The organism is Virgibacillus carmonensis (assembly GCF_057836705.1).
The window spans coordinates 74,708-99,130 of the sequence record NZ_JBYQFJ010000007.1 but is presented as its reverse complement, the minus strand read 5'-3'; the positions used below and the strand labels follow the sequence as shown (position 1 = coordinate 99,130).

Below are 24,423 nucleotides of genomic sequence, written 5' to 3'. Positions count from 1 at the left end.
TTGAGGTGTAAACATGTTACGAGAAAGAAATTTTCTCATGTTGTGGTTGGGTCAACTCGTTTCTATTTTTGGTGGAAGGTTTAGTGAACTTGTTATTCCTTGGATCGTTCTCGAGGTAACTAATTCACCAATAAAGGCCGCAATAGTAGCAATAAGCACACATATCGCTCCATTGCTTTTTTCTCTTCCGGTGGGTGTTTGGATTGAAGATAAACCAAAGAAAAAAATCGCAATGTCAGCTGAATTAATTAGAGCGATTATGATGTCCTTGCTGGTTTTTGCAATTTATATGGACCAGTTCAATGTCGCAGTTATTTCGTCAATTTTATTCATAACAGGGATAGCGGGATTGTTTTTTACTGTTTCCATGAATTCGTTATTGCCACGGATTTCTGGTCGTAATCGTCTTGTGGAAGCACATAATTATTTGGAAGCGGCTGATGCTGTTAGTACATTAATCGGGCCTTTGTTGGCTGGTTTCGCTTTGACAGCAATCGGTGCTGCTGCGACGCTCGGAATTGATGCATTTTCATTTTTACTATCCTTTATTGCGATTGCTTGTTTAACGATTAAAGAAGAAAAACCTGTACAAAAGAGTCGAATATCGGAAAAAGGCTCATGGAATCGGGGATTAAGTGGACTGAAGCTGTTGTTCTCAACCAAGATACAACGGTTTATTACGCTTAATCACATGGTCTTGAATTTTAGTACACACGCCATCAGCCTGCTCGCGATTATTTATGCAAAACAGGTGTTAGGATTAACAGCGAGTGAGACAGGAATACTTTTATCAGGTGCTGGTGCAGGGAATATTGTCGGAATTTTTCTTATGCATCGTTTGAAAGATATGCATTGGAATAAGTTATGCGGAACAATATTAGCAGTATCTGGACTTGGTGTTATGCTCATTGCCATTTCACCAACTATGTGGAGTGCTTTTGCAGGAATGTTCTTATTTGACGGAGCACTATCAATGGCTTTTGTCATTAACGGAGCGGCTAGGCAAACTGTCACATCAGATAGCTTCTTAGCACGGGTTAGCAGCGGTGGAATTCTACTAGCTGGAATTGTTATCATAATGGCCAATGGATTCGCAGGTGCTGTTGCGGAATTAATTAATCCAGTATTGGCATTGTTACTTTGTGCTGTCCTATTACTGGTAAATAGTTTCGTTTCCTATGTACAAAAGCATTTGAAAAAATCGCTCTCTTCGTTTGGAATAGAGTAGAAACTGAATAAGTGAGGTATCAGAGTATGTAAATCTACCTTTTTTTCATCTAGTTGAAAAATGATAAAAAAGGGGTAGTAAAAATGAAAAGTAATTCCTTTCGCTTCTTATGGATAGGTCAGTCTTTAGCTAATTTTGGCGATGTATTTTACATCGTAGGACTTATATCGATCTTGTATTCGGTATCTGAGTCGGTATTTTATTTAGCGCTGCTGCCATTTATTGTTACTCTTGGACGTTTCTTAAGTGGATTCGTTTCGCCAGTATTATTCAATAAATATAAGTTGAAAACACTTTTGGTGGGGTCTCAGATTGGTAAAACATTTGTTTTGTTTGGCTTAGCGTCATGGGTGAGTTTGCAAACCATCTCATCTATTTGGGCCCTGATTGTTTGTATATTGATGATTGCCTTCTTAGATGGATGGGCGATGCCAGCGACTAGGGCCATGTTGCCAAGAGTAGTCGAAAAGCAAGATATTGTGAAGGCAAATAGTTTTATTTCTGTTGTAGATCAAACCATTCAACTTGGTGGTTGGGCGCTTGGAGGTATTATAGTAGCACTGATTGGTGGACAGCAAGTTATTTGGATCACGTTTAGTTTGTTTGTCCTATCTTCTATTATGATGAACCGGGTTGTGGATCAGACTCCTTTTCAAAGAAAAGATACGAATGACAAAGTTGGCGAGGTCCTGAAGGAAGGTTGGAAAGTTATTTGGAAGTCGTCACTCTTTCGTACCCTTCATGTAGTGATTTTTATCGAAGCCATTGCAAATGTTGTGTGGATCGCAGCTATCATCTACGTTTTTGTTTCAGAGGTATTGCAAAAATCTGAAGCATGGTGGGGATATATAAACACTACATTCTTTATTGGTTTACTAATAGGAGGTGTATTTTGTTCCAGATATTCCAGTATTGTTGAATACCATTTGAAAAAAATAATGATCATTGGTTCGTTTGGGGTAAGTATCATTACCTTTTTGTTCGGTTTTAATTCAATTGCATGGATTGCACTGGCTCTTTCCGTTCTTTATGGATTGGTGGAGCAAGTGAAGTCAATAACTTACGAGACCTATATTCAAAGAGAGGCAACCCCAGAAGAATTGCCAACGTTGTATGGTGCCCAGAGCGCCTTGATCTCATTAACGTTTGGCCTGTCTTCCCTAGTAATGGGCACAATAGCTGAACTTTTTGGAGTGAGATCTGCCTTTATTTTAGCAGGTATATTGTTGGGTGGAGCGGCTATCTACCTTTTCGCTAAAAAACATTGTTTTCCTGGCAACTATCAAAATTAAAGTGATGATTAATAAAGGTTGCATCGGAAATCTGGTGCAGCCTTTACTACAATGAAACTTCGGGTGGTGTCCCAGTTTTAACATTCTGAAAGAAGATTGAAAATCGCTGTTAAACACAACTTATCTCCAATTATAAGTTATAAAGGAGGACTTGTAATGACTTGTTTTACCAATCCATATGAAAGCTTTAAGAGTGCTTACAGCTGGTGTACACTGGAAGATGGTAAGAAGCTACATCGAGACTGGTGTTCCATTGGATAAATTGCACAAAGTTAAACAATGAATGGTGTACACGAAGAGGTGGTGAACAACATGAAACAAATTATTGCGTTAGGTGGTGGCGGGTTCTCAATGGAGCCCGATAATCCTTTGCTAGATTTATATATCTTAGAGCAATCTGGGAAAGCGATCCCAACTATTTGTTTTTTAGGTACTGCCAGTGGAGATGCACAAGGTTATATTGATCGTTTTTATGACTTTTTTAGGAAACAAAATTGTAAGCCTTCTCATCTGTCACTTTTTAATCCGTCAACTAGAAATATAGAGGATTTCATTTTGGAACAGGATATTATATACGTTGGTGGAGGAAGTACTAAAAATTTGTTGGCTTTATGGAAAGAGTGGGGTCTAGATACAATCCTTAGAAAGGCTTGGGACAAGGGGATAATACTTGCTGGGATTAGTGCAGGCTCCATATGTTGGTTTGAAGAAGGGATCACAGATTCGTATGGCGATGGATATGAACCTATAAGGTCGCTTGGTCTAATTAAGGGGAGTAATTGCGTGCACTACGACGATGGAGAAGAGAAAAGAATTACCTTTCATGAATTAATTAAAAACCGGGTCATTCAAGATGGTATTGCAGCAGATAATGGGGTAGCTATTCATTATGTTGGGGAAGAAATCAAAAAGGTAATCAGTTCCAGACCAAATGCCAATGCTTACAGTGTAAAACTTACATACCAAGGCATCATACAAGATAAAATGGATACAGCGTATTTAGGGGAAAAAATAAATGGATAAAGGAGAACTTGAAAATGAATAGATTGAATCTTATAACACTTGGCGTAACGAATATTGGTGATTCGTTAAAGTTTTATCGAGACGGCTTAGGTTTTAAAACAAGAGAGGAAAGTGAAAACCCAGTTGTTGTTTTCTTCAATAATGCTGGGACAAAATTAGCTTTATATCCCTTAGATGAACTGGTCAAGGATATAAACGGAAACGAACCAGCTACTAGAAATGGATTCTCAGGAATAACTCTAGCATACAATGCAAAGTCAGCGAAAGAGGTTGACGAAGTTATGGAAAAAGCTAACAAGGCAGGAGCTACCATTGTAAAACCTCCGGAACGTGTATTCTGGGGAGGCTATAGCGGCTATTTCTCAGACCCGGATGGCTATTATTGGGAAGTGGCATTTGGTGATAACTGGGAGTTCGATGAAAACGATATGCTGATTATTGAGTAACTACTTTGTATCCCAACCAGCAAACAGGTGGTGAAGACCATAGCGGTGTATTTCAAACCCTGATCGTATAAAACTAAAATTGGTTGTACCTTAGAAAAAAGGGGGTATCGTGTTTTGCAGATTAAAGGAATTAATCACCTTTTATTTTCTGTTTCGGATCTGGAAAAGTCAATTGAATTTTATCAAAATGTGTTTCATGCAAAGCTACTCGTCAAAGGAAAGACAACAGCTTATTTTGATTTAAATGGAATATGGCTTGCGCTAAATTTAGAAAAAGATATTCCGCGTCAAGAGATTAAAGCGTCCTATACACATACGGCATTAAGTATTGATGAAAGTGAATTTGATGAGGCTTGTAAGCATCTTGAAAAGCTAGGTGTAAACATTCTTGAAGGCAGAAAAAGAAATGAGCAGGATAAGCGATCTATTTATTTCACCGATCCTGATGGACACAAATTTGAATTTCATACAGGGACTCTGCAAGATCGAATGGATTTCTATAAAAAGGATAAAAAGCATATGACTTTCTATTAAAAAAGGTGGAGGTACTACATTACATGAGTATTCCAAAACATATCGTATCTGCAGCAGCAATCGTTCTAAACGAAAAAGATCAATTATTGCTAATCAAAGGTCCGCGTAGAGGTTGGGAAATGCCTGGCGGTCAAGTAGAAAAAGGCGAGTCTTTAACTGACGCAGCGATTAGAGAAACAAGAGAAGAGTCGGGAATTGATATTGATATAATAAAGTATTGCGGGATTTACCAAAACGTTTCCAGAAGCATTTGTAATACATTGTTTTTGGGTAAACCAGTTGGTGGGAAATTGACTACTAGCAGTGAGAGTTTAGAAGTTGGTTATTTTCCACTTAATGAGGCTCTGGAAATGGTAACATGGAACAATTTCCGCGAAAGAATCCTAAGCTGTTTGGATGAAGAAAAACACCCATTTTTAGTAGAGTTTAAGAGTGAAATTTAATAAAGTGGTGGTCATATGCAACTTAAAAAAATACATATTATCGGTTCAGTTGGAAGCGGTAAAACCACGTTTGCAAGAAGGTTATCGAAAAAGATGGACATAGCCTGCTATGAATTAGACAATGTGGTTTGGAAAAGACGAGAAAATGAAGGTGTACACGATGTGAAAAGATCTCCTCAGGAAAGAGATGAATATTTTTCTAAAATAATAAACGCCGATGCGTGGATAGTAGAAGGTGTCCATAGCATTGACTGGGTAATGAAAAGTTTTGAGCGAGCGGATGTTATTATTTTTTTAGATTTAAGTTATTCTTTACGGACATACAGAATAATTCGGAGGTTTATACTACAAAAAGCTGGTCATGAAAAGGCTAATTATGTTCCCTCTTTCAAAATATTTTGGAAAATGTTCAAGTGGAATAAAATGTTTGAAAAAGATAAACCGCATATATTGAAAAAGATAGATACATATAACGGTAATTTGATAGTCTTATCTGACAACAAAGCGGTAGAAACCTATCTAGAGGAGGGACATGTTCATGGGATACATAATGGACTTAAGAAAGCAAATAGGATCTAGACCGCTTATTATAGCAGGGTCCAGTGTTTTATTACTAGATGAAAGTAAAAGGTTATTACTACAACTACGAAAAGACAATAATTGTTGGGGATTAGCAGGAGGTTCGATGGAGCCTGGCGAAACACTAGAAGATGTTGCGATAAGAGAGTTGCGAGAAGAAACAGGTCTGGAAGCAAGGGATTTAATCTTTTTCAAGATATTTTCTGGAGAGGATTTTTATTATAAATATCCTCATGGTGATGAGGCCTATAATGTAATTTCGGCCTACATCTGCAGAAATTATCAAGGGGAACTGGCAGTAGATAGCGATGAAGTTCAGGCTTTACAGTTTTTCCAATTAGATGAGCTCCCTGCAACTATTAGTCCGCCAGATTATAAAGTGATAAAAACGTTTATGGAGGAATTGGCATGAAGTTTACATTAAAGAATGACAAGGAAGCGATTATTCGTATTTATAACGAAGAAGATTTTGCTGAAATTCAAAACTTGAATACTCTTGAAGGTTGGCAAACATTAGTTGATAGAGATGAAGAAACAAAAGAAGCTTGGAGAAACTCTAACGTTACTTACGTAGTTACGGTAGATAATAAAGTTACAGGTTATTTAAGGGGTATGACAGACAAACAAATCACCCTATATATTTGTGAAATTATTATAGGAAAAGAACTTCGTGGATCCGGAGTTGGGAAAAGGCTTTTACAGCATGTTCATAATCTCTACCCTAAAACACGAATGGAATTACTTGGCTTAAGCAGTTCAAAAACGTTTTATGAAAAACAGGGGTTTCGGAGCTTTTCTGGATTTCGCAAAACCATACAGGAATAAGGTGAGGGTAATATGAACAGTCAATTAGAACGTGCACTAAAGTTGAGAGATGATGGTGAAGAAGAACAATCTAGACAATTGTTTATTGAACTAGTTAGACAGGATCATATGAATGCTGAACTGAATTTTCATTGCGCTCAAACACATGACGGAATGAATTTAGAAGAGGAAGCGGTTGAGTATTATGAAAGAGCAATTCGAATAGGATTACCAGATGAGCTTTTAAGAGATGCTTATGTTTGTTTAGGCAGCACCTACAAAGTTATAGGCGAGTTTCAAAAGTCGCTTGAAATTTTGCTGAAAGGAGAAAAGGAATATCCAGAATATGAGCCAATTCAAGTATTTAAAGCGTTAACTCTTTACAGTTTGGATGATCATTCTAAAGCATTGAAAACAGTTTTACATACACTTCTAAAAACAACAAGTGATAAAGGAATTCAAAATTATAGCAGAGCTTTACATTATTATGCGGAATTTCTGGATGAATCTTGAAAGGAAATATGAAATGAATATAAAATTTAGAGCGATCAATATCGATTATTTTACGAGCATTATCAGCAAAAGGAAGAAGACATGAGAGTTGTGCTTAATCTTGCTATTAATCCTTCTACCAACACCGAGAAAATAATAGAGATTTTACATCATTTTGGAAAGTGAATGGTAAGTGAAGCAGACAAATGGATTGAAATATACAACACGACTAGAAAAAAACAGCTTGAATTATAGTTTAATTTTACGATGCTAAAGGTATTAAATTAGCTGGTAAGGAAATTGAAATGAAACCTAGTTATAGGAGAAGGATGATAATGGACGAAGATAAACGATTATTACCAATAGAGGCAGCAGAACAATTCACCGACCAATTTTTCCCTAGATCTCTTGGAGCCGTATTAGGTGGAAGTGTAGTAAGAGGGGAAGAAACAAGTACTTCTGATCTCGATATTGTGGTAATAGATAATACGATTAAATCTGCATATAGGGAATCTCTGGTAGAATTCGGATGGCCTATTGAGGTTTTTGTGCACACTCTTACTTCTTATAAAGAATTCTTTGAAAGTGATTATATAAGAGCGAGACCATCTTTGCAAAGGATGATTTCAGAAGGCGTTATTTTAAAAGACACTGGTGTAATGGAATTAATCAAAAAAGAAGCCAATGAAATACTAGACAAGGGGCCAGAAAAGTGGACGGAAGAAACAATTAAACAAAAACGATATTTTATCACTGACTCACTGGACGACTTTATCGGGTCTACTAGTAGAAGTGAGCAGATTTTTATTGTCAATTCTTTAGCTGAAGCAGTTCATGAATTTATTCTTAGAACAAATGGGCATTGGATTGGTTCCTCAAAGTGGATTGTCAGGGCATTGAGACAATATGATGAAAATGTTGCGGAGGAATTTGTAGAAGCCTTTGATGCTTTTTATAAAACCAATGAAAAAGAAAAGATTATTAAACTAGTTCATACTATACTTAAACCTTTTGGTGGACGATTATTTAGAGGTTTTTCAATAGGAAAGGATTAACTATCAAATCTAAATCAAAGGATTCAATACATGGTATCAAACTGTATTCCCAAAGAGAAATGGTGGTTGTAAGATATGGCACATGATAAAAAGTTTCACCGTACAATGGGTGTATACGGAATCTACCAGGAAAATAATAGGCTACTAGTAATTGACAAAAACGGTGGACCATATATAAACCGATATGATCTTCCGGGTGGTAGATTGGAAGATGGAGAAAGTTTAACAAATGCGATGAAAAGAGAATTTTTAGAAGAGACAGGGTTGGAAATTGAAATAACCAAGAATATAGGCACGATTGATTTTATGCTGCCATGGGACTGGAAAAAGTATACACATGTGCATCACATTGCAATTTTCTATTCTGTGAAAAAGATTGGCGGAGAATTATCCAAGCCAGAGCAGTTTGAAGGGCAAGATTCGGATGGAGCACTTTGGGTATCAAAAGATGAAGTATCAGTAGGAAATGCATCACCATTAGTTCTGAAAGCATTTGAATGGATTAAGACTAAAGAGCTGGGATTAAATCGAGTTAACTATAAGGACTGGCAGATTAAGAGGTGAGAAAATAACTATGGGTAGTTGGAAAAAAGAGTTAATAACTACGAAACGCGGTACATTTGAGGTTTTCTCAAAAGGTAGTGGTGCTCCTCTTTGTGTAACACATCTATATTCAGAGTTTAATAAGACCGGCGATTATTTTGCTGATTCTTTTACACATAGTCACAAGGTTTATTTGGTGAATTTAAGGGAAGCGGGAAACTCGGAGAAAGCGCATGAACCTTATCAATTTAGCATGCTTGAAACGATTTTTGATCTAGAAGCAATTCGTGAATCACTCGAAATAGGCAAATGGGTCTTTGCAGGGCATTCTACTGGTGGTATGTTGGGAATCATGTATGGAATTTACTTTTCGAATAGCTTAGATTCCTTAGTAATTGTTGGTGCTGCTGCCAGGGAATTTGCTACTTTTTCTCCAAATTGTATTTATAATTCGAAGCATTCCAAGTACAACAGAATGCAGGAGCTGATAGAAACGCTTAAAAGGTCCAATTTATCTGCACATGATAGGACGAATATTTCAATTGAGCGGACAAAGTTGTCGCTTTATCTGCCTGATAGATATGATGAATGGTTTGATCAGGATATACATAAGAAAATGTCAGCAGCTCGAATGAATTTCTTTAACCGTGAGCTTCCATTATTCGATGTGACACGAAAGCTGAAGTTAGTAACTGCACGCACCCTAATTGTTTGTGGGGAATATGATGTTCAATGTCCATTGGAATATTCAATGGAAATGAATGAGTTAATTTCAAGTTCCAAATTGGTCGTTTTTCACGAAAGTAACCATTATCCATTCTTGGAAGAAAAACAACTATTCAAATCGGAAATCGATAATTTTAAGGAGAGACAAGACGCATGAATGCAACTGAATTGAAAAAAACGCTGACGACCTATAAACGTAACGATTTTCAAATGGATGAATCCATAAATATTTCTGAACTCACTGCTGCAATGCTCAGAGAAATAGGAAATGTTGATCCAGAATTAAGGGATGAATTGATCTACAGTTCCTTTTCTCAGCTAATACTTGAAGATTCTTATTCAGACGAAGAACTTAAGCGTATACTGACAAACTGCTTGGACAGCGACCATTTATTTTATAAAATCGGAGAGTTCGGGGGAGATTCAGTTTTTACGAGATCGTTTTCTTCCTTAATTATTGCTATGATTTTACTCGTTAATTTACAAAAAAACTTTTTAGCTTCGAATGATATTGAAGAGATTTCTGTATCGTTATTAAAATACCTTGATCAAGAACAGGATGTTAGAGGACTTGTTCAAGAAAAAGGTTGGGCGCATAGTATTGCACACGTAGCGGATGCTCTAGACGAGTTAGTTAAACAACCGAATCTATCAATTGGAAACGCAGAAAACATTTTCACAGCTATTTTTAATAAAATGGCTTTCAATAAGGATTACTTTCATTATGAAGAAGATGAACGAATGGCTAACCCAGTCATAGCTATGTTGCAAAGAGGGTTTAGTAAATCAGTGGTTTGTGAGAAAGTTGTCGAAATTGAACGTGAGTTAAAGCAAAACTTTTCAACAGGTGATCAAACATATTTTATATATAGAGCAAATATAAAGCAGTTTTTAAGAAGTTTATATTTTCATCTAGAAACGATAGGAGAAAACCTAGAAATCAGAAATTCTATAAAGCAAGCTCTTAAAGAGATAAATCAACCGTATTATCAAATGTGAGTTCTTATATATACAATCGAAAGCATTCCTGGAAAAGGGGTGTTTTTTTAAAAGTTAAAGGAGATAAAATTTTACCCCCTCCTGCGGTTTGTAACTGTGGTATTTTCGTGTGCCCCGAAGTAATAAGGAAATAACCTATAGGTAGAGGCAGGGGAAACATCGATATATATATTATATGTATGTGATTACTGTTACTTCGGTTTTAAATCTATACATTCATACAATATTATTTTTTGCATAGGTTCGTATTTTAAAAACTGATAAAATTTAAGAACCTGTTCCGATAGAATATCGGGAACAGGCTACTTAGGTGTATTAATTTGCTTATTTACTCGTTCTCATTCTCACTATTCAACTCTATTTTCTAATAGCAAATTAATATTTTCCGTGCTTCCTATCTATTTCTTCAATCTCTGTTGCTGTGAATACTCTGGTTTCTGAAGTGAAAGTTAAAGTTGGCAAAAACGATGAAAGCAACCCAGTATCGTCACCAATAGTAATACTAGGATCATCTGCAAGGGCAAGATTCAGTGTCAGGTAGTAACGATTATCTCCACAACAAGGGTTTTGATCTACATAGTGAAAACCAGTAGTTATTGTGCTGAATGGTAACGTAGCTGGGCCTGCAACAAGACCACCAATATCAAGTGAATTGACAATAGACGTATCTGTTGTTTCAAAAATCGGTACTGGTGAATGGCCCTCCTTACAGCTTCTGAATATCCTAAACGTACCTTCTATACCTAGAGGTACACCAACTCCTGCTGCTACTAGCACAAGAACCACAGCCGCAATTAGGCTGACATCATTTGGTGTCCATTCTACTGTTGCCTGCAATAAGACTTCATTATCCTCATCAGACACATCGACTTTCACTTGAGCAAGTGAATTTACTGGAAAACCATTAAAACCATTACCATTAAAACCATTACCGTTAGTACCAGGAAAAGTTACTGATGTACTCTCATCTACATCAAATTCAATAAATCTGTTTTCCTCTTCCTTGCACTTACATTTTTTGTCGCATTTATCGCATTTGTCATATTCCTTATGACAATCACAATCATTGTGATACTTATAACCCATTTCTGTTTCCTCCTTTTGTTCAGGTAATTCGCAAACTTCTTCGTATTTCTTTTTTGAATAATTCTTTTTTCTTGATTTGTAATATACCATTTTCTCACCTCCTACTTTATATAAATGAAAATAAAAGCCATTACGAAACGGTCAATAGTCTATTATATTAAAAAACAAGCTCTTGTCTCATGTTGGAGTGATTCGTCTAAACTCATGGGGTCAAAAGGGTTTTCTGAAAAAAAAGAAAGCCAGCGATCAGTTGGCTTTCTACGAAGAGTGATACTCATGGGGTAAATCTTACAAGTCTTGTATCGATTTATATTATGTTTATGTGTTTGATAACAAAATGAATTGGCACATCCCCTAAGGTATCTATACATTTTATTACTATCCATAGGACAACTTGCTCATTTTTAGTAGAAATAGACTTCTAAACAAACTTATAAAAAAAGAATACATACATTAATAGTAATATATCATTCAAGGGAAGTTTTAATTTTAGATTTTGAAACAAGGTATTCATAACCTTTATTTAAAAATTTTATGTTGCATTTTCCCGAGTAATCGTATATGTTTTTTAGAACTCAAAAAAAGGATATGACGCTTATGAACCCAATTTTACTGAATTTTCCGCATGAATTTGAAACCGAACGATTACTTTTAAGAATGCCTATGCCAGGCGATGGAAAGGCTATATATGATGCAATTAATACTTCTATTAATGAACTGAAACCATGGATGGGTTTTGCGCAAAATGGCCAAACTGAAGAGGAGACGGAAATTAATACACGCGAATCACACATAAGTTTCTTGAAAAGAGAGAAACTGAGAATGCTAGTTTTTCTTAAAGAGACCAACCAATTTGTGGGATCATCAGGCTTACATAACATCGATTGGGACGTACGGAAATTTGAAATTGGCTATTGGGCTGATACGCGGTTGAGTGGAAAAGGGTATATGACTGAAGCTGTTGCTGGTTTAACAAAATTCACGTTTAACGAACTTCGTGCAAATCGTGTGCAAATACAATGTGATACGCGTAATCGTAAAAGTTGTGCAATTCCTGAACGATTGGGATTTGATTTAGAAGGTATTATTAGAAATGAGGATTTATCAGTTGATGGTAAAGAGCTGAGAGATACGTGTATGTATGCTAAAATAAGAACGGAGTAAAAAGGTGGGTTACTGTTATGTACTTAACGATAAAAGAAACGGCTGATCATTTATCCATACCTGAACCTCAATTAAAAACACTCATCCAACAAAAGCGAATACGCACGATTCATGATGGTGAACAGCTTTTAATTAATCAGAGTCAATTTTCCACTCACTTTGAGCAAGTTGAAAAATATAAAAAAATGATACAGGATTATTTGGATGAACCTATACCAGAGGATATGGATGTTAAGGACGAGGATTAGGAGAGTTAGTTGATGAAACAAAATAAGAGGTTGAACCATGAAACCTACATCACAAAAGAGCCAATGGAATTATTGCCATTTTTATTAAAAGCAATGGAAAACCGTAGCCGAAATTCGGTTAAATCTATTCTTACACGAGGACAGGTTTCGGTTGATGATGTTCCGACAACGAAACACAATTATCAGCTAAAAACTGGACAAACTGTGATGATTCTTAAAAATAAAGTTGCAGCCAAGGTTAATAAAATGACTGGATTTTCTATTATCCATGAAGATAAAGCTATTATTGTGATTAACAAGGATGCAGGGTTACTTTCGATAGCATCTGCAAAAGAGAAAGACTTAACTGCACATAGCCAGTTAATGGACTACGTTCGTATTGAGAATTCAAAGAACCGTATTTTTGTCGTTCACCGACTAGACCGTGATACATCAGGTGTGATGGTATTTGCAAAAAGCGAAAAGGTTAAGCGAACACTTCAAGATAATTGGAAGAGCATCGTAAAAGAGCGGACTTACATGGCACTTGTAGATGGGGCAGTTAAGAAAGTTGAAGGAACGATCACTTCGTGGTTAAAAGAAAGCAGTACATTGGTTATGTATTCAAGTCCAAAAGATGGGGATGGACTACGTGCTGTAACCCATTATCAAAAGCAACAGTCGAATAAGCATTTGTCACTATTGAAAGTTAATTTGGAAACGGGAAGAAAAAATCAAATACGCGTTCATATGAATGATATTGGACATCCGATTGTCGGGGATAAAAAATATGGATCGAACACAAATGCAATTGGACGATTAGGTCTTCATGCTAGTGTCTTAGCCTTTGAACATCCTGAAACAGGTAAGCTTTTGCACTTTGAAGCGGACGTTCCGGAAGCCTTTATACGTAAGTTTAAGTAAAAGTGTACGTTTTACGGCGTACATTTTTTACATAGAAAACGAAAAACATTCCGGCACATACTATTTTTCTTCAAAATTTGGGTGGTGCCAGGTACTTTTTCTTTAAAGAGGAGTTTACAATGATTAGAAATAATTCACTTCCATTTACAGTGGAAAAGACAGAGAACTTTTTTGACCGTTTAGGGGAATATGTTGGCGATGTTTTTTATGACATTTTGCCTGAAAAAGGTTATGAACTGCGTGATGAACAAATATATATGGCCTTCCAATTGGAACAGGCTTTTAAAAATAAACGCACGATTTTTGCAGAGGCGGGGGTTGGAACAGGTAAGACCTTTGTTTATTTGCTGTACGCTATTTGCTATGCACGCTATCGTGGGAAACCGGCAATCATAACTTGCGCTGACGAGACATTAATTGAGCAGCTCGTTAAAAAAGGCGGAGATATTGAGAAGCTTGAGGAAGCATTAAGCCTGAACATTGACGTTAGATTAGCGAAAGCACGGGAACAGTACGTATGTATTAAAAAACTCGATCCACTTGCGAATCAAACAAACGACAAGAGCATTTTACAAGTTCATGATCAAATTCCTGATTTTGTATTTGATACGAGTGCATCAATGAAATCCTTCGAGCGTTACGGAGACCGGAAAGAATATCCATGGGTATCAAACGCGACATGGGAAAAAATTGCCTGGGATCCACTACAGCAATGTTCAACTTGTGAATGGCGCCACCGCAGTGGGCAAACATTGAATAGGGACTATTATCGTCATGCGACAGATCTCATTATTTGCTCCCATGATTTTTATATGGAACATGTTTGGACGAAGGAGTCACGAAAACGTGAGGGTCAACTGCCGTTGTTGCCAGATTCGAGTAGTGTTATCTTTGATGAAGGCCATTTGCTGGAATTTGCTGCACAGAAAGGCCTAACGTATCGTTTTAACTTCGAGGCGTTGAATAAGGTATTAACAGGGTATATGGGGCAGGATGTAAGAGAGGAATCACTTTTACTTATTGAAGATATTCTACTATTACACGAAGAGTGGTTCAATATGTTAAGTGATAACGCTTCGGTAGTGGAAGGGTCTAATCGTATTGAAATTTCTCTAACGGAAAACATAATTGATATAGCGCAACGTCTGCACGATAACGTTCAGCAATTGCTTGAAGAATTAGTGTTCGATGCAGAGCTGTTTACGATAGAGGATTATCATGTGAAAATAATCGAGGAATACTTGGAGTTTTTCTCTTATGGACTATCTATTTTACTGAAGGATGACGAAGGAATATTTTGGCTTGAGGAAAACGACACGACTAGTACATTGGTTATTATGCCACGACTAGTGGAGGATGTTTTGAAAAAGGAAGTATTTTCTCAAAAAATTCCGTTTGTCTTTTCGTCAGCAACATTGTCCCGGGGCAAGGACTTTTCCCACCTGGCTAGCAGCTTGGGAATTGACAAGTATGATTCTTGTTCGGTTGCTTCCCCATTTGATTACGAGAAGAAAATGAAAATAAACGGACATATTGAATCGAATGTCCAAGATAAGTGGTTGAATATTGGTAAACAATTACTCGATAATAACGGTAAGTCCCTGGTATTATTTTCGTCGAATGAAGAAATGGATCTTTTCCGTGAGTGGGCAGTAGATCAAACATTGCCATTCACAATGTTGTATGAAGGTGATCAGGAAATCAGTAAAACAGTAAGGGATTTCCAGACTGATCAACCAGCAGTGCTTTGCTCCTACAATTTGTGGGAAGGATTGGATGTACCTGGAGAAGCTTTAACAAAAGTGGTTATTTCATCGCTTCCCTTTCCGCCAAAAGATCCGGTCTTTCAAGCTAAACGAAAGCACGCAGAATATCCGGAACAAGAAGTTGATGCGCCATATATGGTCCTCCGCATACGACAAGGAATCGGGCGACTGATTCGTACGAACGATGATTACGGAACCATTCATATTTGGGTGACTGCGGAAGAAAATAAGATGTATCAACAAACGATTGAGGAAGTATTGCCGGTTACGGTGGAGTGGAAATAAACTGTGCATTGGCATTGATGCTTCTTATTTAGATTATATCAAATTACTTATAAAAGACACACTCCGGTTAATACTGTGGAGTGTGTCTTTACTTTATAAAGGAGCCTTTTTAACAACTCTACCTGAGCGTCCAGTAGTAGTTTCAGCATATTTCAATGAATTAAATACAGCTTCTTCAGTTGTTTCAATTACTGCTTGGAATAGTTGATTCATGATAGGGTGGTCATCCCGAATAAATTTTATGGATTCTGTATGGTGTTTTGACGTATGTTCATAGGGATTGGCGGTAGAAAAGGCTATCGCAATGTCACCACTGCCGTTATCGACATGACTGCCAGTGCGTCCAAGCCCTGCTGCACAGCGTTTGGCTAGCCGTTTTAACTGGCGGTCATAAAGGGGTGCATCCGTTGCGACAATTATCATAATGGAACCATCGGGTGTATCGGTTTCTGTTTGTGCTAGGTCAGCAAATAATGCATCTTCTGGCTTTCCAAAATTACTTAGAACAAGACATCCAACTATGTAGGAATGTTGATCGGTGACAACCCGTGAAGCTGTTCCAATTCCGCCTTTCTGACCGAAACACATCATACCTTTTCCTGCTCCAACTGCCCCTTGTTCAACAGGATCGGAACTTACATTTTTAATAGCTTTTATAGCGTGCTCAGGTTTAATAGCTTGGACACGCATCGAATTTAGAAAACTGTCATTACATTCACCTACAACGAGATTAATAGAGCTAGTCAAATCCCCAATTTTGTCGTTTTGATCGAGCATATATTGGAGTGTCCCTTGCATGACAGCACCGACACTAAATGTATTGGTAAGCATGATCGGCGATTCCAATAATCCAAGCTCATCTATTTGAATCAGACCGGTTGTCTTTCCAAAACCATTGATTACATGGCTTGCAGCACGGGTCTTTTTCATGAAAAGATCCCCGTTATGCGGAAGGATTGCAGTTACGCCAGTACAGATAGTGTCTGTATCATTTATCTTTTCATATAATGTGACATGACCAACTTTGACACCTGTAACATCGGTAATACCATTTGATTTACCCTTTAGTAAGGACATGAATACAGCTCCTTTATAATCATTTAGGTATTATTTTACACGAAAAGGTGGAATTCCAAAAACTAGGGAGTTCTAGCCTGATTTTGACTCGACTGTCAACAGAAGTTCGGAAAGTAGTTTAATAATTTTTTCCCTGCGCTAACAAACAAAAACCCTGATAACATAGATATCACGGTTTTTTGCTACACATTCACGATACTGTATGAAATAACAAAAAAGCCAGGGATCAGCTGGCTTTTTAAAAGGTTACTATTCATGGGTAAATCAAAACAAGACTTGTATCGATTTATACTATATTTATGTATTTTCTAACAAATTGAATCGGCGCGTCCCCTAAGGCATCAACACATTTCACTAGTATTACATAGACAACTTGCTCATTTTTACTAGAAATAGACTCCTAAACAGGCTCTTCTTAGAGAATTACATACATTAATAGGGATATGAAATAACCTAAGGATAAGGAGAGATTCTGTGAGTAATTCTAAGTATCGAGAAACTAATGTTAAATCCGTTAAATCAAAGCGAGATTCGGATGATTGTGTATGTGATGTGGTAAAACGTATTGTTGAAGTCCAGGATGAAGTTGGGGGAAATGGTTGCTCCTCTGGCTGCGATAGGTCCATCCACCAATTATTATCAAGAGGAAATCAAATGGGTCCTGCAAATACAACCGTCCCATTTATTCTTTATTGTGGCGGTACTTGTGAGCCATTTATAGGAAGCGGAGTATTCCAGGCACCTAGAGGTGATAACGGGAGTTTCTTTGGCTGTGTAGAAACCCCAGTTTTCCGGGCTAAAAACTTTGTTAAAGGCAGTGACTGTTGTGTGAGATTGGAGTTATTGGTTCCTGTTACAGAGGAATGTGATCCCCCAGAATGTAAGATGGATACAGTAAGTAAAGTTTGTCCGTTTTTTCCGGCAGATTATCCGATAACTGACTTTCAAGCTACTGGTATTTGTATAACCGTAGATTTAAAGCACTTTCTTGCTGTAACTTGTTTAGATCCTATTACCCCAATACCTGCTAATGAATTTCAACCTGTTGCAGAGCATAGTCATAAGAAATATTAATTTTTCAGGGGCTGTATTTACAGCCCCCCTTCCTATTATTTTTACAAGCAGTTAATAGGGTTACTTTTAACTAATCCACCATGAAGGAGGCTGTTTTAATGAATTTAAAAGTTCGTTTTAAAAATCCTATCTTTATTGCTCAACTTATATTGTCTATTATTTTACCAATGCTGGCTTATGCAGGAATTGCAGCAGATGAATTAACTACGTGGGGTAAATTGTATAATTTATTGTGGGACTCTTTTTCTAACCCGTACGTAATTGCAATGGTGGCCCTAAGTGTTTGGAATGCACTTAACGACCCTACCACAAAAGGATTATCTGATAGTTTGCAAGTTAGAAGTTATAAAAAACCAAAATAGAAGGAAAGAGTAAACCTATTAGGAATCAGGAAAAGATTATTTATTTCTGTGTACTTGCTATTAATAAAAAAGTTTAATTTAAAAATAAAAATACTTAAGCCTAAATAGTTGCGATTTAACCTGGTTTGCTATATAAATAACCTATAACATCATAGTATTATTCCTTCGGGGTCGGGTGAAATTCCCAATCGGCGGTGATGAAGTATCTTACTTCTAAGTCCGTGACCCGTGCGGTTATTCCTATAACCAAGCGGTGGATCTGGTGAAACTCCAGAGCCGACAGTTAAAGTCTGGATGGGAGAAGGGATTTCTAGGTAGCAGTACATTCGTTATGCACATGGTTTTTTGTGTATAAATAAATGGCTTACGTATGTTTGATGTACGTCTGACATTTCCAATGAAAAGGATGCTTATTTACCTATAAATTCTACCATTTACGCCCTTGAAGCCTATTTCAAGGGCTTTTTATTTGCACTTAAAGAAGTATAAAGTTTCTAAGGAATAAAGTATAAGAAAAACTTCCCCATTCGCCATCAAGACGGGGCGAATACCGAGTCTTTCTAATGCTTAAAGGAAGGATAAGGCTTATGAACGATGAGGGATATATGGATGTTGCATTAGATCTTGCTAAATCCGTACATGGTCAAACGAGTCCAAATCCGCCAGTAGGTGCTGTGATTGTAAAGGATGGCTCAATTGTAGGAATTGGGGCGCATCTAAAAGCAGGTACGGCACATGCGGAGGTTCATGCATTAGAGATGGCGGGCGATAAAGCATATAATGCGAGCATTTATGTAACACTTGAGCCTTGCAGTCACTACGGAAAAACACCACCATGTGCGGATGCCATTATTAAAAGTGGAATCAAGCGAGTCGTTATCGCGACAGTGGATAGAAATCCACAAGTAGCAGGTAAAGGAATTGAAAAGCTGCAAAAAGCCAATATAACAGTAGACACTGGTGTTAGATATGAAAAAGCTAATGAGTTATACAGTTCATTTTTTCACTATGCAGCTACTCAAACACCATATGTAACATTGAAATCTGCAACAAGTCTTGATGGTAAGACCGCTACAGTAACTGGTGAAAGTAAGTGGATCACAGGTGAGAAAGCAAGACTTGATGTTCACCGTTATCGACATGAAAATGATGCGATTTTAGTCGGCATAAATACGGTAATTGCTGATGATCCACAACTTACGACAAGGGTACCGAATGGAGGACGGAATCCATTACGCATTATCTTGGATACACATCTGAGAACCCCTCCAGAAGCGAAAATGGTAACAGACGGTGAAGCGGAAACGTGGATTTTTGTTGCACGTGGTGTTTCACATGACAAGATAAATTTTTTCACAACTAATACGGATGCAAAAATTATTCAACTTGAAACGAAAACAATTGAGATTGATCTGGTCCTTCGTTATCTAGGGGAAAAAGGGATTATGACTCTATATGTGGAAGGCGGATCAGGAGTCAATGGAAGTTTTCTAAAAGCGAAGGCGGTTCATCAACTCATCACATATATGGCACCTAAGTTAATTGGCGGTGAAGACGCACCTACTTCAATTGCAGGGTCTGGTATCGAATCGCTGAATGAGGCCCTACAGCTAAGTATTAAATCAGTAGAAATGCTCGGCGATGATATAAAAATCATTTCCGTGCCTAAAGAGGTGATATAACATGTTTACTGGAATTATCGAAGAACTCGGTCAGGTCAAAAAGATACAACGACAGTCAGCGAATTCAGTTCAACTGACAATCCAAGCAAAAACAATAAATTCAGACATGAAAATTGGTGACAGCATTTCGGTAAACGGTATTTGTTTAACCGTTACTACATTCAACGCAAATGAATTTAATTTAGACGTAATGCCTGAAACAATTAAAGCAACGTCATTAAACAAACTAAAAGCTGGCTCAGCTGTTAATTTAGAACGAGCCATGCATGCGAATGGACGGTTTGGAGGCCATTTTGTTTCAGGGCATATCGATGGAACGGGCAAGATTATCAGGAAAGAAAAGCAGGAGAATGCGATTTACTATGATATTGAAGTGCCAGTAGAGCTTCGATCGTATTTACTAAAAAAAGGATCAATAGCTGTTGATGGGGTAAGTTTGACAGTTTTCGAAGTGAATCAACAAGTATTTACCATATCACTGATTCCGCATACAGTTTCACAAACGGTTTTAGGCGAAAAAACAGTAGGGTCTATCGTAAACATTGAATGTGATATGTTAGCGAAATATGTTGAACAAATGCTGCAACAAACCGATGTGAAAAATGAAGGTATTAATCAAGCATTTTTAACAAATAACGGATATCTATAAGGAGATGTCACTATGTTTCATACAATTGAAGAAGCAATAGATGATTTAAAGCTAGGAAAATCTGTCATCGTAGTTGATGATGAGGATAGAGAAAATGAAGGGGATCTTGTTGCTTTATCTGATATGGCAACACCAGAAACAATTAATTTTATGATTACACATGGAAAAGGCCTTGTCTGTACATCAATTTCAGAAGAAATCGCTAAAAAACTGAATTTGTCAATGATGACTAATAATAGCTCTGATCCCTTGGGTACAGCCTTTACTGTGAGTGTGGATCACCAAGAGTCTACCACTGGAATTAGTGCTGCTGAGCGATCAAAAACCATTCAGGCATTGGCAAATCCTGATAGCCTTGCAGAGGAGTTCAAACGCCCTGGGCATGTTTTTCCACTAATAGCTAAGTATGGTGGTGTGTTAACCAGACAAGGTCATACAGAGGCATCGATTGATTTAGCAAAACTAAGCGGTGCGAATCCATCAGGTGTGATTTGTGAAATTATCAAAGAAGATGGAAGCATGGCGCGTGTTCCAGATTTGGTGGAAATGGCCGAACGATTTGATCTAAAAATAGTATCAATCGAGGAATTGGTCACTTATCGTAAAAAACATGAAAAGCATGTGAAACGTGAGGTAGAAACAAAATTGCCAACAGAATTTGGTGATTTTAAAGTCTTTGGTTACTCAAATGATATCGATGGCAAAGAACACATAGCTCTTGTGAAAGGTGAAATTGATCCAGAAAAACCTGCATTATTGAGAGTTCACTCGGAATGTCTGACTGGTGACGTATTTGCTTCGAAGCGTTGTGACTGTGGTCCGCAATTAAACCGCGCTTTAGCCGAAATTGAATCAGCAGGCAGCGGAGTATTGATATACATGCGTCAGGAAGGCCGTGGAATTGGGCTTTTAAATAAACTGAAAGCATATAAGCTGCAGGAAGAGGGCTATGATACGGTCGAGGCAAACGAGCAATTAGGGTTTGCCGCAGATCAACGGGATTATTTGCTTAGTGCACAAATCTTACAAGACTTAGGAATCAAACAAGTAAATGTGTTAACAAATAACCCTGAAAAGATAACCGCATTGGAGTCATATGGAGTTGAGATTAAGGGACGGATTCCCCTAACAACCACTTACAACGAAATTAATATGCCATATATGCAAACGAAATATAGTAAAATGGGACACTTACTAGAACTACACAATTAATGATAGGGAGATGGGAACTATGGGTCAGACATTTGAAGGGAAATTGGTAGCTACAGACTTAACGATTGGTATTGTTGTAGGAAGGTTTAATGATTTTATTACGAGTAAATTATTAGAGGGTGCAATTGATACGTTAAAAAGACATGGTATGAGTGAACAAAATATCGATGTCGCATGGGTGCCAGGTGCATTTGAAATCCCGTTGGCTGCAAACAAAATGGCGACGAAGGAAAAGTATGACGCAGTTATCACACTTGGAACCGTTATTCGAGGTGCAACACCTCATTTTGATTATGTGTGCGGAGAAGCGGCAAAAGGGGTATCACAAGCATCTTCTCAATCAGGTAAGCCTGTCATATTTGGCGTGCTTACAACAGAAACGATTGAGCAGGCAATTGAACGTTCCGGAACAAAGGCTGGAAATAAGGGGTCAGAATCAGCAGTTGCCGCCATTGAAATGGCAAACCTAATCAAATCTTTCTAGTTTTGTCGATAGAAATTCCAATCTAAATACGATACAATACTAATTGAGACGTTCCATTAGTGGAGGGAAAGATCGATGAAATTAGTGTTATATCAGATAATAGGATTAGGATTTATATGGATAGGAATGGCATTCTTTTTTAATGATATGCAACCAACAAGTAAGATTCTTTTTTATTGTGTAACTTCTTGGCTGTTGTTTTTAATCGTAATTTATATTAAGCAGCGTATTAACGGAACAAAAGATGAAAAACTTTAAAGGCACGCGGGCGATTATGCTCGCGTGTTTGTTGTTTACTTTCCACATGATAAATATTCCCTTATACTAATGGATAGAGTGAAGTTCGAAATGAGGAATGTTGAAATGCTTACAGTTGAAAATGTTGTAAAATCATATGGGGAAAAGGTTTTATTTAATGAGGTTTCCTGTACCATAAAAGAAAATGACCGGATTGGACTTATTGGAGTCAATGGGACTGGAAAATCAACCTTTTTAAAAGTAATTGCTGGAATTGAAACACCTGAACATGGTCTTGTGAAACATGCGAAAGATTACCATATTGAGTATCTGTCTCAAGATCCTGTTCTAGATCCAGAACTAACAGTGATCGAACAAATTTACTTTGGTGAATCGGTAATCATGAAAACGATGCGAGATTACGAACGTGCGCTTCTTGAGCTCACGGAAAATGCAAATAGTCAAACGGCACAAAAACGTGTACTAACCATGCAACAAAAAATGGATGAAAACAAAGCATGGGAAGCAAACACAACCGCAAAGACAGTTTTGACGAAACTTGGAATCACAGATTTTAATAAGCAGATAACTGATTTGTCTGGAGGGCAAAAGAAGCGAGTTGCAATTGCTAAAGCATTAATCCAACCTGCAGATTTATTGATATTAGATGAACCAACAAACCATTTAGATCACGCTACAATAGAATGGTTGGAAAAATTTCTAGCATCTTATCGTGGTGCAATGCTACTCGTTACGCACGATCGTTATTTTTTAAATCGTGTAACGAATCATATGTATGAATTGAATAAAGGAAATCTTTATAAGTACACAGGGAATTATGAATTGTTTCTTGAGAAAAAAGCGGAACGTGAAGAATTAGAAGAAAGTAGTCAGCAAAAGCATGAAAATACCTTAAGGCGTGAGATTGCGTGGTTAAGGCGTGGAGCAAAAGCGCGATCCACGAAGCAAAAAGCCCGCATTGATCGGGTAGAAGATATGAAGGAACAAAGTTTTGATACAAATAAAAGTCAAGTGGCGTTTCAGGCAGGGTCAAAGCGTTTGGGCAAGAAAGTCCTTGAATTGACAGGTATTGAAAAAAACTTTGGTGATAAGCAATTAATTGCTAATTTTGATTACTTAGTTGTACCTGGAGAGCGGTTGGGAATCGTTGGTCCAAATGGTTCTGGAAAAACAACGTTGTTAAACATGATGGCTAATCGTCTAAAGCCTGACTCTGGGGCAATTGATGTTGGCGAAACAGTCAAAATTGGCTATTATACGCAGGAAAGTGAAGAAATTAATGAAGACTTGCGAGTTATTGATTATATCAAAGAAGTTGCTGAGGTCATTCACACAAAAAATGGGGAAGTGATAACAGCTGAACAAATGCTGGAACGTTTTTTGTTTCCACGATCAGAGCAATGGAACTACATTCGTAAGCTATCAGGTGGAGAAAAGCGTCGACTATATTTATTAAAGATCTTGATGTTGGAACCTAATGTTTTATTTTTAGATGAACCAACAAATGACCTGGACACAGAAACACTAAGCATTCTAGAAGATTACCTGGCAAATTTTCCAGGGGTGGTCATTACTGTTTCACATGATCGCTACTTCTTAGATAGAGTGGTTGATCAGCTATTGGTGCTATCTGAAACAACACCAGAAGTTACACGTTTTTATGGGAATTACAGTGCATATCTGGAGAAGCAAGAAACTGAAAAAGTATCCACTCCAATAAAGGAGAAACCTTCTCCGTCTGTCAAAAAAACGAAGAAAAAGCTTTCGTATAATGATCAGAAGGAATGGAATCAAATTGAAGACCAAATTACCGAACTGGAAACCCGAATTGAAAGCATGAAAGAAGCTATTGCCGGAGCAGGAAGTGATCTTGAAAAAGTTCAAGATTTGTATAGAGAACAAGAAGAAATAGAAAATCAATTAGAACAAAGAATGGATCGCTGGGAAGAGCTATCTGTTCTCGTTGAAGAAATGGAAGCGGGTAAATAATGACAGTTGACCAATCAAAA

General features: G+C 37.4%; 28 protein-coding genes and 1 riboswitch. Of the genes, 26 read left to right on the top strand and 2 right to left on the bottom strand.

Going from position 1 to position 24,423, the window contains the following annotated elements:
• Positions 1–13: 13 nt before the first annotated feature.
• From AC3G7N_RS07775 to AC3G7N_RS07710, 14 genes are all read left to right on the top strand, one after another.
• Positions 14–1,228 carry an MFS transporter gene (locus AC3G7N_RS07775; RefSeq protein ID WP_489421580.1) on the top strand — a complete coding sequence of 405 codons (1,215 nt, stop codon included), beginning with the start codon at positions 14–16 and terminating at the stop codon, positions 1,226–1,228.
• Between the two features lie 83 nt (positions 1,229–1,311).
• Positions 1,312–2,520 (top strand): MFS transporter, encoded by a 1,209-nt coding sequence (locus AC3G7N_RS07770; RefSeq protein WP_489421579.1) that lies wholly within the window; start codon positions 1,312–1,314, stop codon positions 2,518–2,520.
• A gap of 312 nt (positions 2,521–2,832) precedes the next feature.
• Complete coding sequence (locus tag AC3G7N_RS07765; protein ID WP_489421578.1) at positions 2,833–3,543, top strand: Type 1 glutamine amidotransferase-like domain-containing protein; 711 nt, start codon at positions 2,833–2,835, stop codon at positions 3,541–3,543.
• A gap of 14 nt (positions 3,544–3,557) precedes the next feature.
• On the top strand, positions 3,558–3,989 hold the full coding sequence (locus AC3G7N_RS07760) for a VOC family protein (RefSeq protein WP_489421577.1): 432 nt from the start codon (positions 3,558–3,560) through the stop codon (positions 3,987–3,989).
• A 114-nt stretch (positions 3,990–4,103) separates the two neighbouring features.
• Positions 4,104–4,523 carry a metallothiol transferase FosB gene (gene fosB, locus AC3G7N_RS07755; RefSeq protein WP_489421576.1) on the top strand — a complete coding sequence of 140 codons (420 nt, stop codon included), beginning with the start codon at positions 4,104–4,106 and terminating at the stop codon, positions 4,521–4,523.
• Positions 4,524–4,546: 23 nt separating this feature from the next.
• Positions 4,547–4,966, top strand: coding sequence for an NUDIX hydrolase (locus AC3G7N_RS07750; protein WP_489421575.1), 420 nt, complete (start codon positions 4,547–4,549; stop codon positions 4,964–4,966).
• A 15-nt stretch (positions 4,967–4,981) separates the two neighbouring features.
• Positions 4,982–5,545: a P-loop NTPase family protein gene (locus AC3G7N_RS07745; protein WP_489421574.1), complete on the top strand. Its 564-nt coding sequence runs from the start codon at positions 4,982–4,984 to the stop codon at positions 5,543–5,545.
• Positions 5,505–5,957, top strand: a complete 453-nt coding sequence (locus tag AC3G7N_RS07740) for an NUDIX hydrolase (protein ID WP_489421573.1) — start codon at positions 5,505–5,507, stop codon at positions 5,955–5,957. Before AC3G7N_RS07745 ends, AC3G7N_RS07740 begins: the two co-directional genes overlap by 41 nt.
• Positions 5,954–6,370 carry a GNAT family N-acetyltransferase gene (locus AC3G7N_RS07735; protein ID WP_489421572.1) on the top strand — a complete coding sequence of 139 codons (417 nt, stop codon included), beginning with the start codon at positions 5,954–5,956 and terminating at the stop codon, positions 6,368–6,370. Before AC3G7N_RS07740 ends, AC3G7N_RS07735 begins: the two co-directional genes overlap by 4 nt.
• A gap of 12 nt (positions 6,371–6,382) precedes the next feature.
• Positions 6,383–6,862, top strand: coding sequence for a tetratricopeptide repeat protein (locus AC3G7N_RS07730; protein ID WP_489421571.1), 480 nt, complete (start codon positions 6,383–6,385; stop codon positions 6,860–6,862).
• A 314-nt stretch (positions 6,863–7,176) separates the two neighbouring features.
• On the top strand, positions 7,177–7,896 hold the full coding sequence (locus AC3G7N_RS07725; RefSeq protein ID WP_489421570.1) for a nucleotidyltransferase domain-containing protein: 720 nt from the start codon (positions 7,177–7,179) through the stop codon (positions 7,894–7,896).
• Between the two features lie 75 nt (positions 7,897–7,971).
• On the top strand, positions 7,972–8,460 hold the full coding sequence (locus AC3G7N_RS07720; RefSeq protein ID WP_489421569.1) for an NUDIX hydrolase: 489 nt from the start codon (positions 7,972–7,974) through the stop codon (positions 8,458–8,460).
• A gap of 10 nt (positions 8,461–8,470) precedes the next feature.
• On the top strand, positions 8,471–9,322 hold the full coding sequence (locus AC3G7N_RS07715; protein ID WP_489421568.1) for an alpha/beta fold hydrolase: 852 nt from the start codon (positions 8,471–8,473) through the stop codon (positions 9,320–9,322).
• Positions 9,319–10,164 (top strand): DUF2785 domain-containing protein, encoded by an 846-nt coding sequence (locus tag AC3G7N_RS07710; RefSeq protein WP_489421567.1) that lies wholly within the window; start codon positions 9,319–9,321, stop codon positions 10,162–10,164. Before AC3G7N_RS07715 ends, AC3G7N_RS07710 begins: the two co-directional genes overlap by 4 nt.
• Before the next feature lie 375 nt (positions 10,165–10,539).
• Here AC3G7N_RS07710 and AC3G7N_RS07705 read toward each other — a convergent pair whose 3' ends face one another.
• On the bottom strand, positions 10,540–11,340 hold the full coding sequence (locus AC3G7N_RS07705) for a hypothetical protein (protein WP_489421566.1): 801 nt from the start codon (positions 11,338–11,340) through the stop codon (positions 10,540–10,542).
• Positions 11,341–11,847: 507 nt separating this feature from the next.
• On the opposite strand from AC3G7N_RS07705, the gene AC3G7N_RS07700 reads away from it, so the two are divergent.
• The 4 genes from AC3G7N_RS07700 (at position 11,848) to AC3G7N_RS07685 (ending at position 15,616) form a co-directional block, all read left to right on the top strand.
• Positions 11,848–12,414: a GNAT family N-acetyltransferase gene (locus AC3G7N_RS07700; RefSeq protein WP_489421565.1), complete on the top strand. Its 567-nt coding sequence runs from the start codon at positions 11,848–11,850 to the stop codon at positions 12,412–12,414.
• Between the two features lie 17 nt (positions 12,415–12,431).
• Positions 12,432–12,662, top strand: a complete 231-nt coding sequence (locus AC3G7N_RS07695) for an excisionase family DNA-binding protein (RefSeq protein ID WP_489421564.1) — start codon at positions 12,432–12,434, stop codon at positions 12,660–12,662.
• A gap of 12 nt (positions 12,663–12,674) precedes the next feature.
• Positions 12,675–13,565, top strand: a complete 891-nt coding sequence (locus AC3G7N_RS07690) for an RluA family pseudouridine synthase (RefSeq protein ID WP_489421563.1) — start codon at positions 12,675–12,677, stop codon at positions 13,563–13,565.
• 119 nt (positions 13,566–13,684) lie between these two features.
• Positions 13,685–15,616 (top strand): ATP-dependent DNA helicase, encoded by a 1,932-nt coding sequence (locus tag AC3G7N_RS07685; RefSeq protein WP_489421562.1) that lies wholly within the window; start codon positions 13,685–13,687, stop codon positions 15,614–15,616.
• A gap of 93 nt (positions 15,617–15,709) precedes the next feature.
• On the opposite strand, the gene AC3G7N_RS07680 is transcribed toward AC3G7N_RS07685, so the two are convergent.
• Positions 15,710–16,693, bottom strand: a complete 984-nt coding sequence (locus AC3G7N_RS07680) for a DmpA family aminopeptidase (protein WP_489421561.1) — start codon at positions 16,691–16,693, stop codon at positions 15,710–15,712.
• Positions 16,694–17,167: 474 nt separating this feature from the next.
• Between AC3G7N_RS07680 and AC3G7N_RS07675 the strand changes: the two genes are divergently transcribed.
• The 8 genes from AC3G7N_RS07675 (at position 17,168) to AC3G7N_RS07640 (ending at position 24,403) form a co-directional block, all read left to right on the top strand.
• The gene (locus tag AC3G7N_RS07675; RefSeq protein WP_489421560.1) at positions 17,168–17,767 is read left to right on the top strand and encodes a CotY/CotZ family spore coat protein; all 600 of its coding nucleotides are present in this window, start codon (positions 17,168–17,170) and stop codon (positions 17,765–17,767) included.
• 98 nt (positions 17,768–17,865) lie between these two features.
• On the top strand, positions 17,866–18,129 hold the full coding sequence (locus tag AC3G7N_RS07670; protein ID WP_489421559.1) for a phage holin: 264 nt from the start codon (positions 17,866–17,868) through the stop codon (positions 18,127–18,129).
• A gap of 157 nt (positions 18,130–18,286) precedes the next feature.
• A riboswitch (FMN riboswitch) is annotated at positions 18,287–18,439 on the top strand.
• Between the two features lie 277 nt (positions 18,440–18,716).
• Positions 18,717–19,811, top strand: a complete 1,095-nt coding sequence (gene ribD, locus AC3G7N_RS07665; RefSeq protein ID WP_489421558.1) for a bifunctional diaminohydroxyphosphoribosylaminopyrimidine deaminase/5-amino-6-(5-phosphoribosylamino)uracil reductase RibD — start codon at positions 18,717–18,719, stop codon at positions 19,809–19,811.
• 1 nt (position 19,812) lies between these two features.
• Entirely contained in the window at positions 19,813–20,460 is a 648-nt protein-coding gene (gene ribE / locus AC3G7N_RS07660; RefSeq protein ID WP_489421557.1) for a riboflavin synthase, read from the top strand.
• A gap of 12 nt (positions 20,461–20,472) precedes the next feature.
• Positions 20,473–21,672, top strand: coding sequence for a bifunctional 3,4-dihydroxy-2-butanone-4-phosphate synthase/GTP cyclohydrolase II (locus AC3G7N_RS07655; protein WP_489421556.1), 1,200 nt, complete (start codon positions 20,473–20,475; stop codon positions 21,670–21,672).
• A 19-nt stretch (positions 21,673–21,691) separates the two neighbouring features.
• Positions 21,692–22,156: a 6,7-dimethyl-8-ribityllumazine synthase gene (gene ribH, locus AC3G7N_RS07650; RefSeq protein ID WP_489421555.1), complete on the top strand. Its 465-nt coding sequence runs from the start codon at positions 21,692–21,694 to the stop codon at positions 22,154–22,156.
• A 75-nt stretch (positions 22,157–22,231) separates the two neighbouring features.
• The gene (locus tag AC3G7N_RS07645; protein WP_489421554.1) at positions 22,232–22,414 is read left to right on the top strand and encodes a hypothetical protein; all 183 of its coding nucleotides are present in this window, start codon (positions 22,232–22,234) and stop codon (positions 22,412–22,414) included.
• A 105-nt stretch (positions 22,415–22,519) separates the two neighbouring features.
• Complete coding sequence (locus AC3G7N_RS07640; protein ID WP_489421553.1) at positions 22,520–24,403, top strand: ABC-F family ATP-binding cassette domain-containing protein; 1,884 nt, start codon at positions 22,520–22,522, stop codon at positions 24,401–24,403.
• Positions 24,404–24,423 lie beyond the last annotated feature (20 nt).

What these genes read in the sequence shown, in the direction of transcription:
- AC3G7N_RS07775 (WP_489421580.1), top strand. Translation starts at nt 14, where the DNA reads ATGTTACGAGAAAGAAATTTTCTCATGTTGTGGTTGGGTCAACTCGTT.
- AC3G7N_RS07770 (WP_489421579.1), top strand. Translation starts at nt 1,312, where the DNA reads ATGAAAAGTAATTCCTTTCGCTTCTTATGGATAGGTCAGTCTTTAGCT.
- AC3G7N_RS07765 (WP_489421578.1), top strand. Translation starts at nt 2,833, where the DNA reads ATGAAACAAATTATTGCGTTAGGTGGTGGCGGGTTCTCAATGGAGCCC.
- AC3G7N_RS07760 (WP_489421577.1), top strand. Translation starts at nt 3,558, where the DNA reads ATGAATAGATTGAATCTTATAACACTTGGCGTAACGAATATTGGTGAT.
- AC3G7N_RS07750 (WP_489421575.1), top strand. Translation starts at nt 4,547, where the DNA reads ATGAGTATTCCAAAACATATCGTATCTGCAGCAGCAATCGTTCTAAAC.
- AC3G7N_RS07745 (WP_489421574.1), top strand. Translation starts at nt 4,982, where the DNA reads ATGCAACTTAAAAAAATACATATTATCGGTTCAGTTGGAAGCGGTAAA.
- AC3G7N_RS07740 (WP_489421573.1), top strand. Translation starts at nt 5,505, where the DNA reads ATGGGATACATAATGGACTTAAGAAAGCAAATAGGATCTAGACCGCTT.
- AC3G7N_RS07735 (WP_489421572.1), top strand. Translation starts at nt 5,954, where the DNA reads ATGAAGTTTACATTAAAGAATGACAAGGAAGCGATTATTCGTATTTAT.
- AC3G7N_RS07730 (WP_489421571.1), top strand. Translation starts at nt 6,383, where the DNA reads ATGAACAGTCAATTAGAACGTGCACTAAAGTTGAGAGATGATGGTGAA.
- AC3G7N_RS07725 (WP_489421570.1), top strand. Translation starts at nt 7,177, where the DNA reads ATGGACGAAGATAAACGATTATTACCAATAGAGGCAGCAGAACAATTC.
- AC3G7N_RS07720 (WP_489421569.1), top strand. Translation starts at nt 7,972, where the DNA reads ATGGCACATGATAAAAAGTTTCACCGTACAATGGGTGTATACGGAATC.
- AC3G7N_RS07715 (WP_489421568.1), top strand. Translation starts at nt 8,471, where the DNA reads ATGGGTAGTTGGAAAAAAGAGTTAATAACTACGAAACGCGGTACATTT.
- AC3G7N_RS07710 (WP_489421567.1), top strand. Translation starts at nt 9,319, where the DNA reads ATGAATGCAACTGAATTGAAAAAAACGCTGACGACCTATAAACGTAAC.
- AC3G7N_RS07705 (WP_489421566.1), bottom strand. Translation starts at nt 11,340, where the DNA reads ATGGTATATTACAAATCAAGAAAAAAGAATTATTCAAAAAAGAAATAC.
- AC3G7N_RS07700 (WP_489421565.1), top strand. Translation starts at nt 11,848, where the DNA reads ATGAACCCAATTTTACTGAATTTTCCGCATGAATTTGAAACCGAACGA.
- AC3G7N_RS07695 (WP_489421564.1), top strand. Translation starts at nt 12,432, where the DNA reads ATGTACTTAACGATAAAAGAAACGGCTGATCATTTATCCATACCTGAA.
- AC3G7N_RS07690 (WP_489421563.1), top strand. Translation starts at nt 12,675, where the DNA reads ATGAAACAAAATAAGAGGTTGAACCATGAAACCTACATCACAAAAGAG.
- AC3G7N_RS07685 (WP_489421562.1), top strand. Translation starts at nt 13,685, where the DNA reads ATGATTAGAAATAATTCACTTCCATTTACAGTGGAAAAGACAGAGAAC.
- AC3G7N_RS07680 (WP_489421561.1), bottom strand. Translation starts at nt 16,693, where the DNA reads ATGTCCTTACTAAAGGGTAAATCAAATGGTATTACCGATGTTACAGGT.
- AC3G7N_RS07670 (WP_489421559.1), top strand. Translation starts at nt 17,866, where the DNA reads ATGAATTTAAAAGTTCGTTTTAAAAATCCTATCTTTATTGCTCAACTT.
- ribD (WP_489421558.1), top strand. Translation starts at nt 18,717, where the DNA reads ATGAACGATGAGGGATATATGGATGTTGCATTAGATCTTGCTAAATCC.
- ribE (WP_489421557.1), top strand. Translation starts at nt 19,813, where the DNA reads ATGTTTACTGGAATTATCGAAGAACTCGGTCAGGTCAAAAAGATACAA.
- AC3G7N_RS07655 (WP_489421556.1), top strand. Translation starts at nt 20,473, where the DNA reads ATGTTTCATACAATTGAAGAAGCAATAGATGATTTAAAGCTAGGAAAA.
- ribH (WP_489421555.1), top strand. Translation starts at nt 21,692, where the DNA reads ATGGGTCAGACATTTGAAGGGAAATTGGTAGCTACAGACTTAACGATT.
- AC3G7N_RS07645 (WP_489421554.1), top strand. Translation starts at nt 22,232, where the DNA reads ATGAAATTAGTGTTATATCAGATAATAGGATTAGGATTTATATGGATA.
- AC3G7N_RS07640 (WP_489421553.1), top strand. Translation starts at nt 22,520, where the DNA reads ATGCTTACAGTTGAAAATGTTGTAAAATCATATGGGGAAAAGGTTTTA.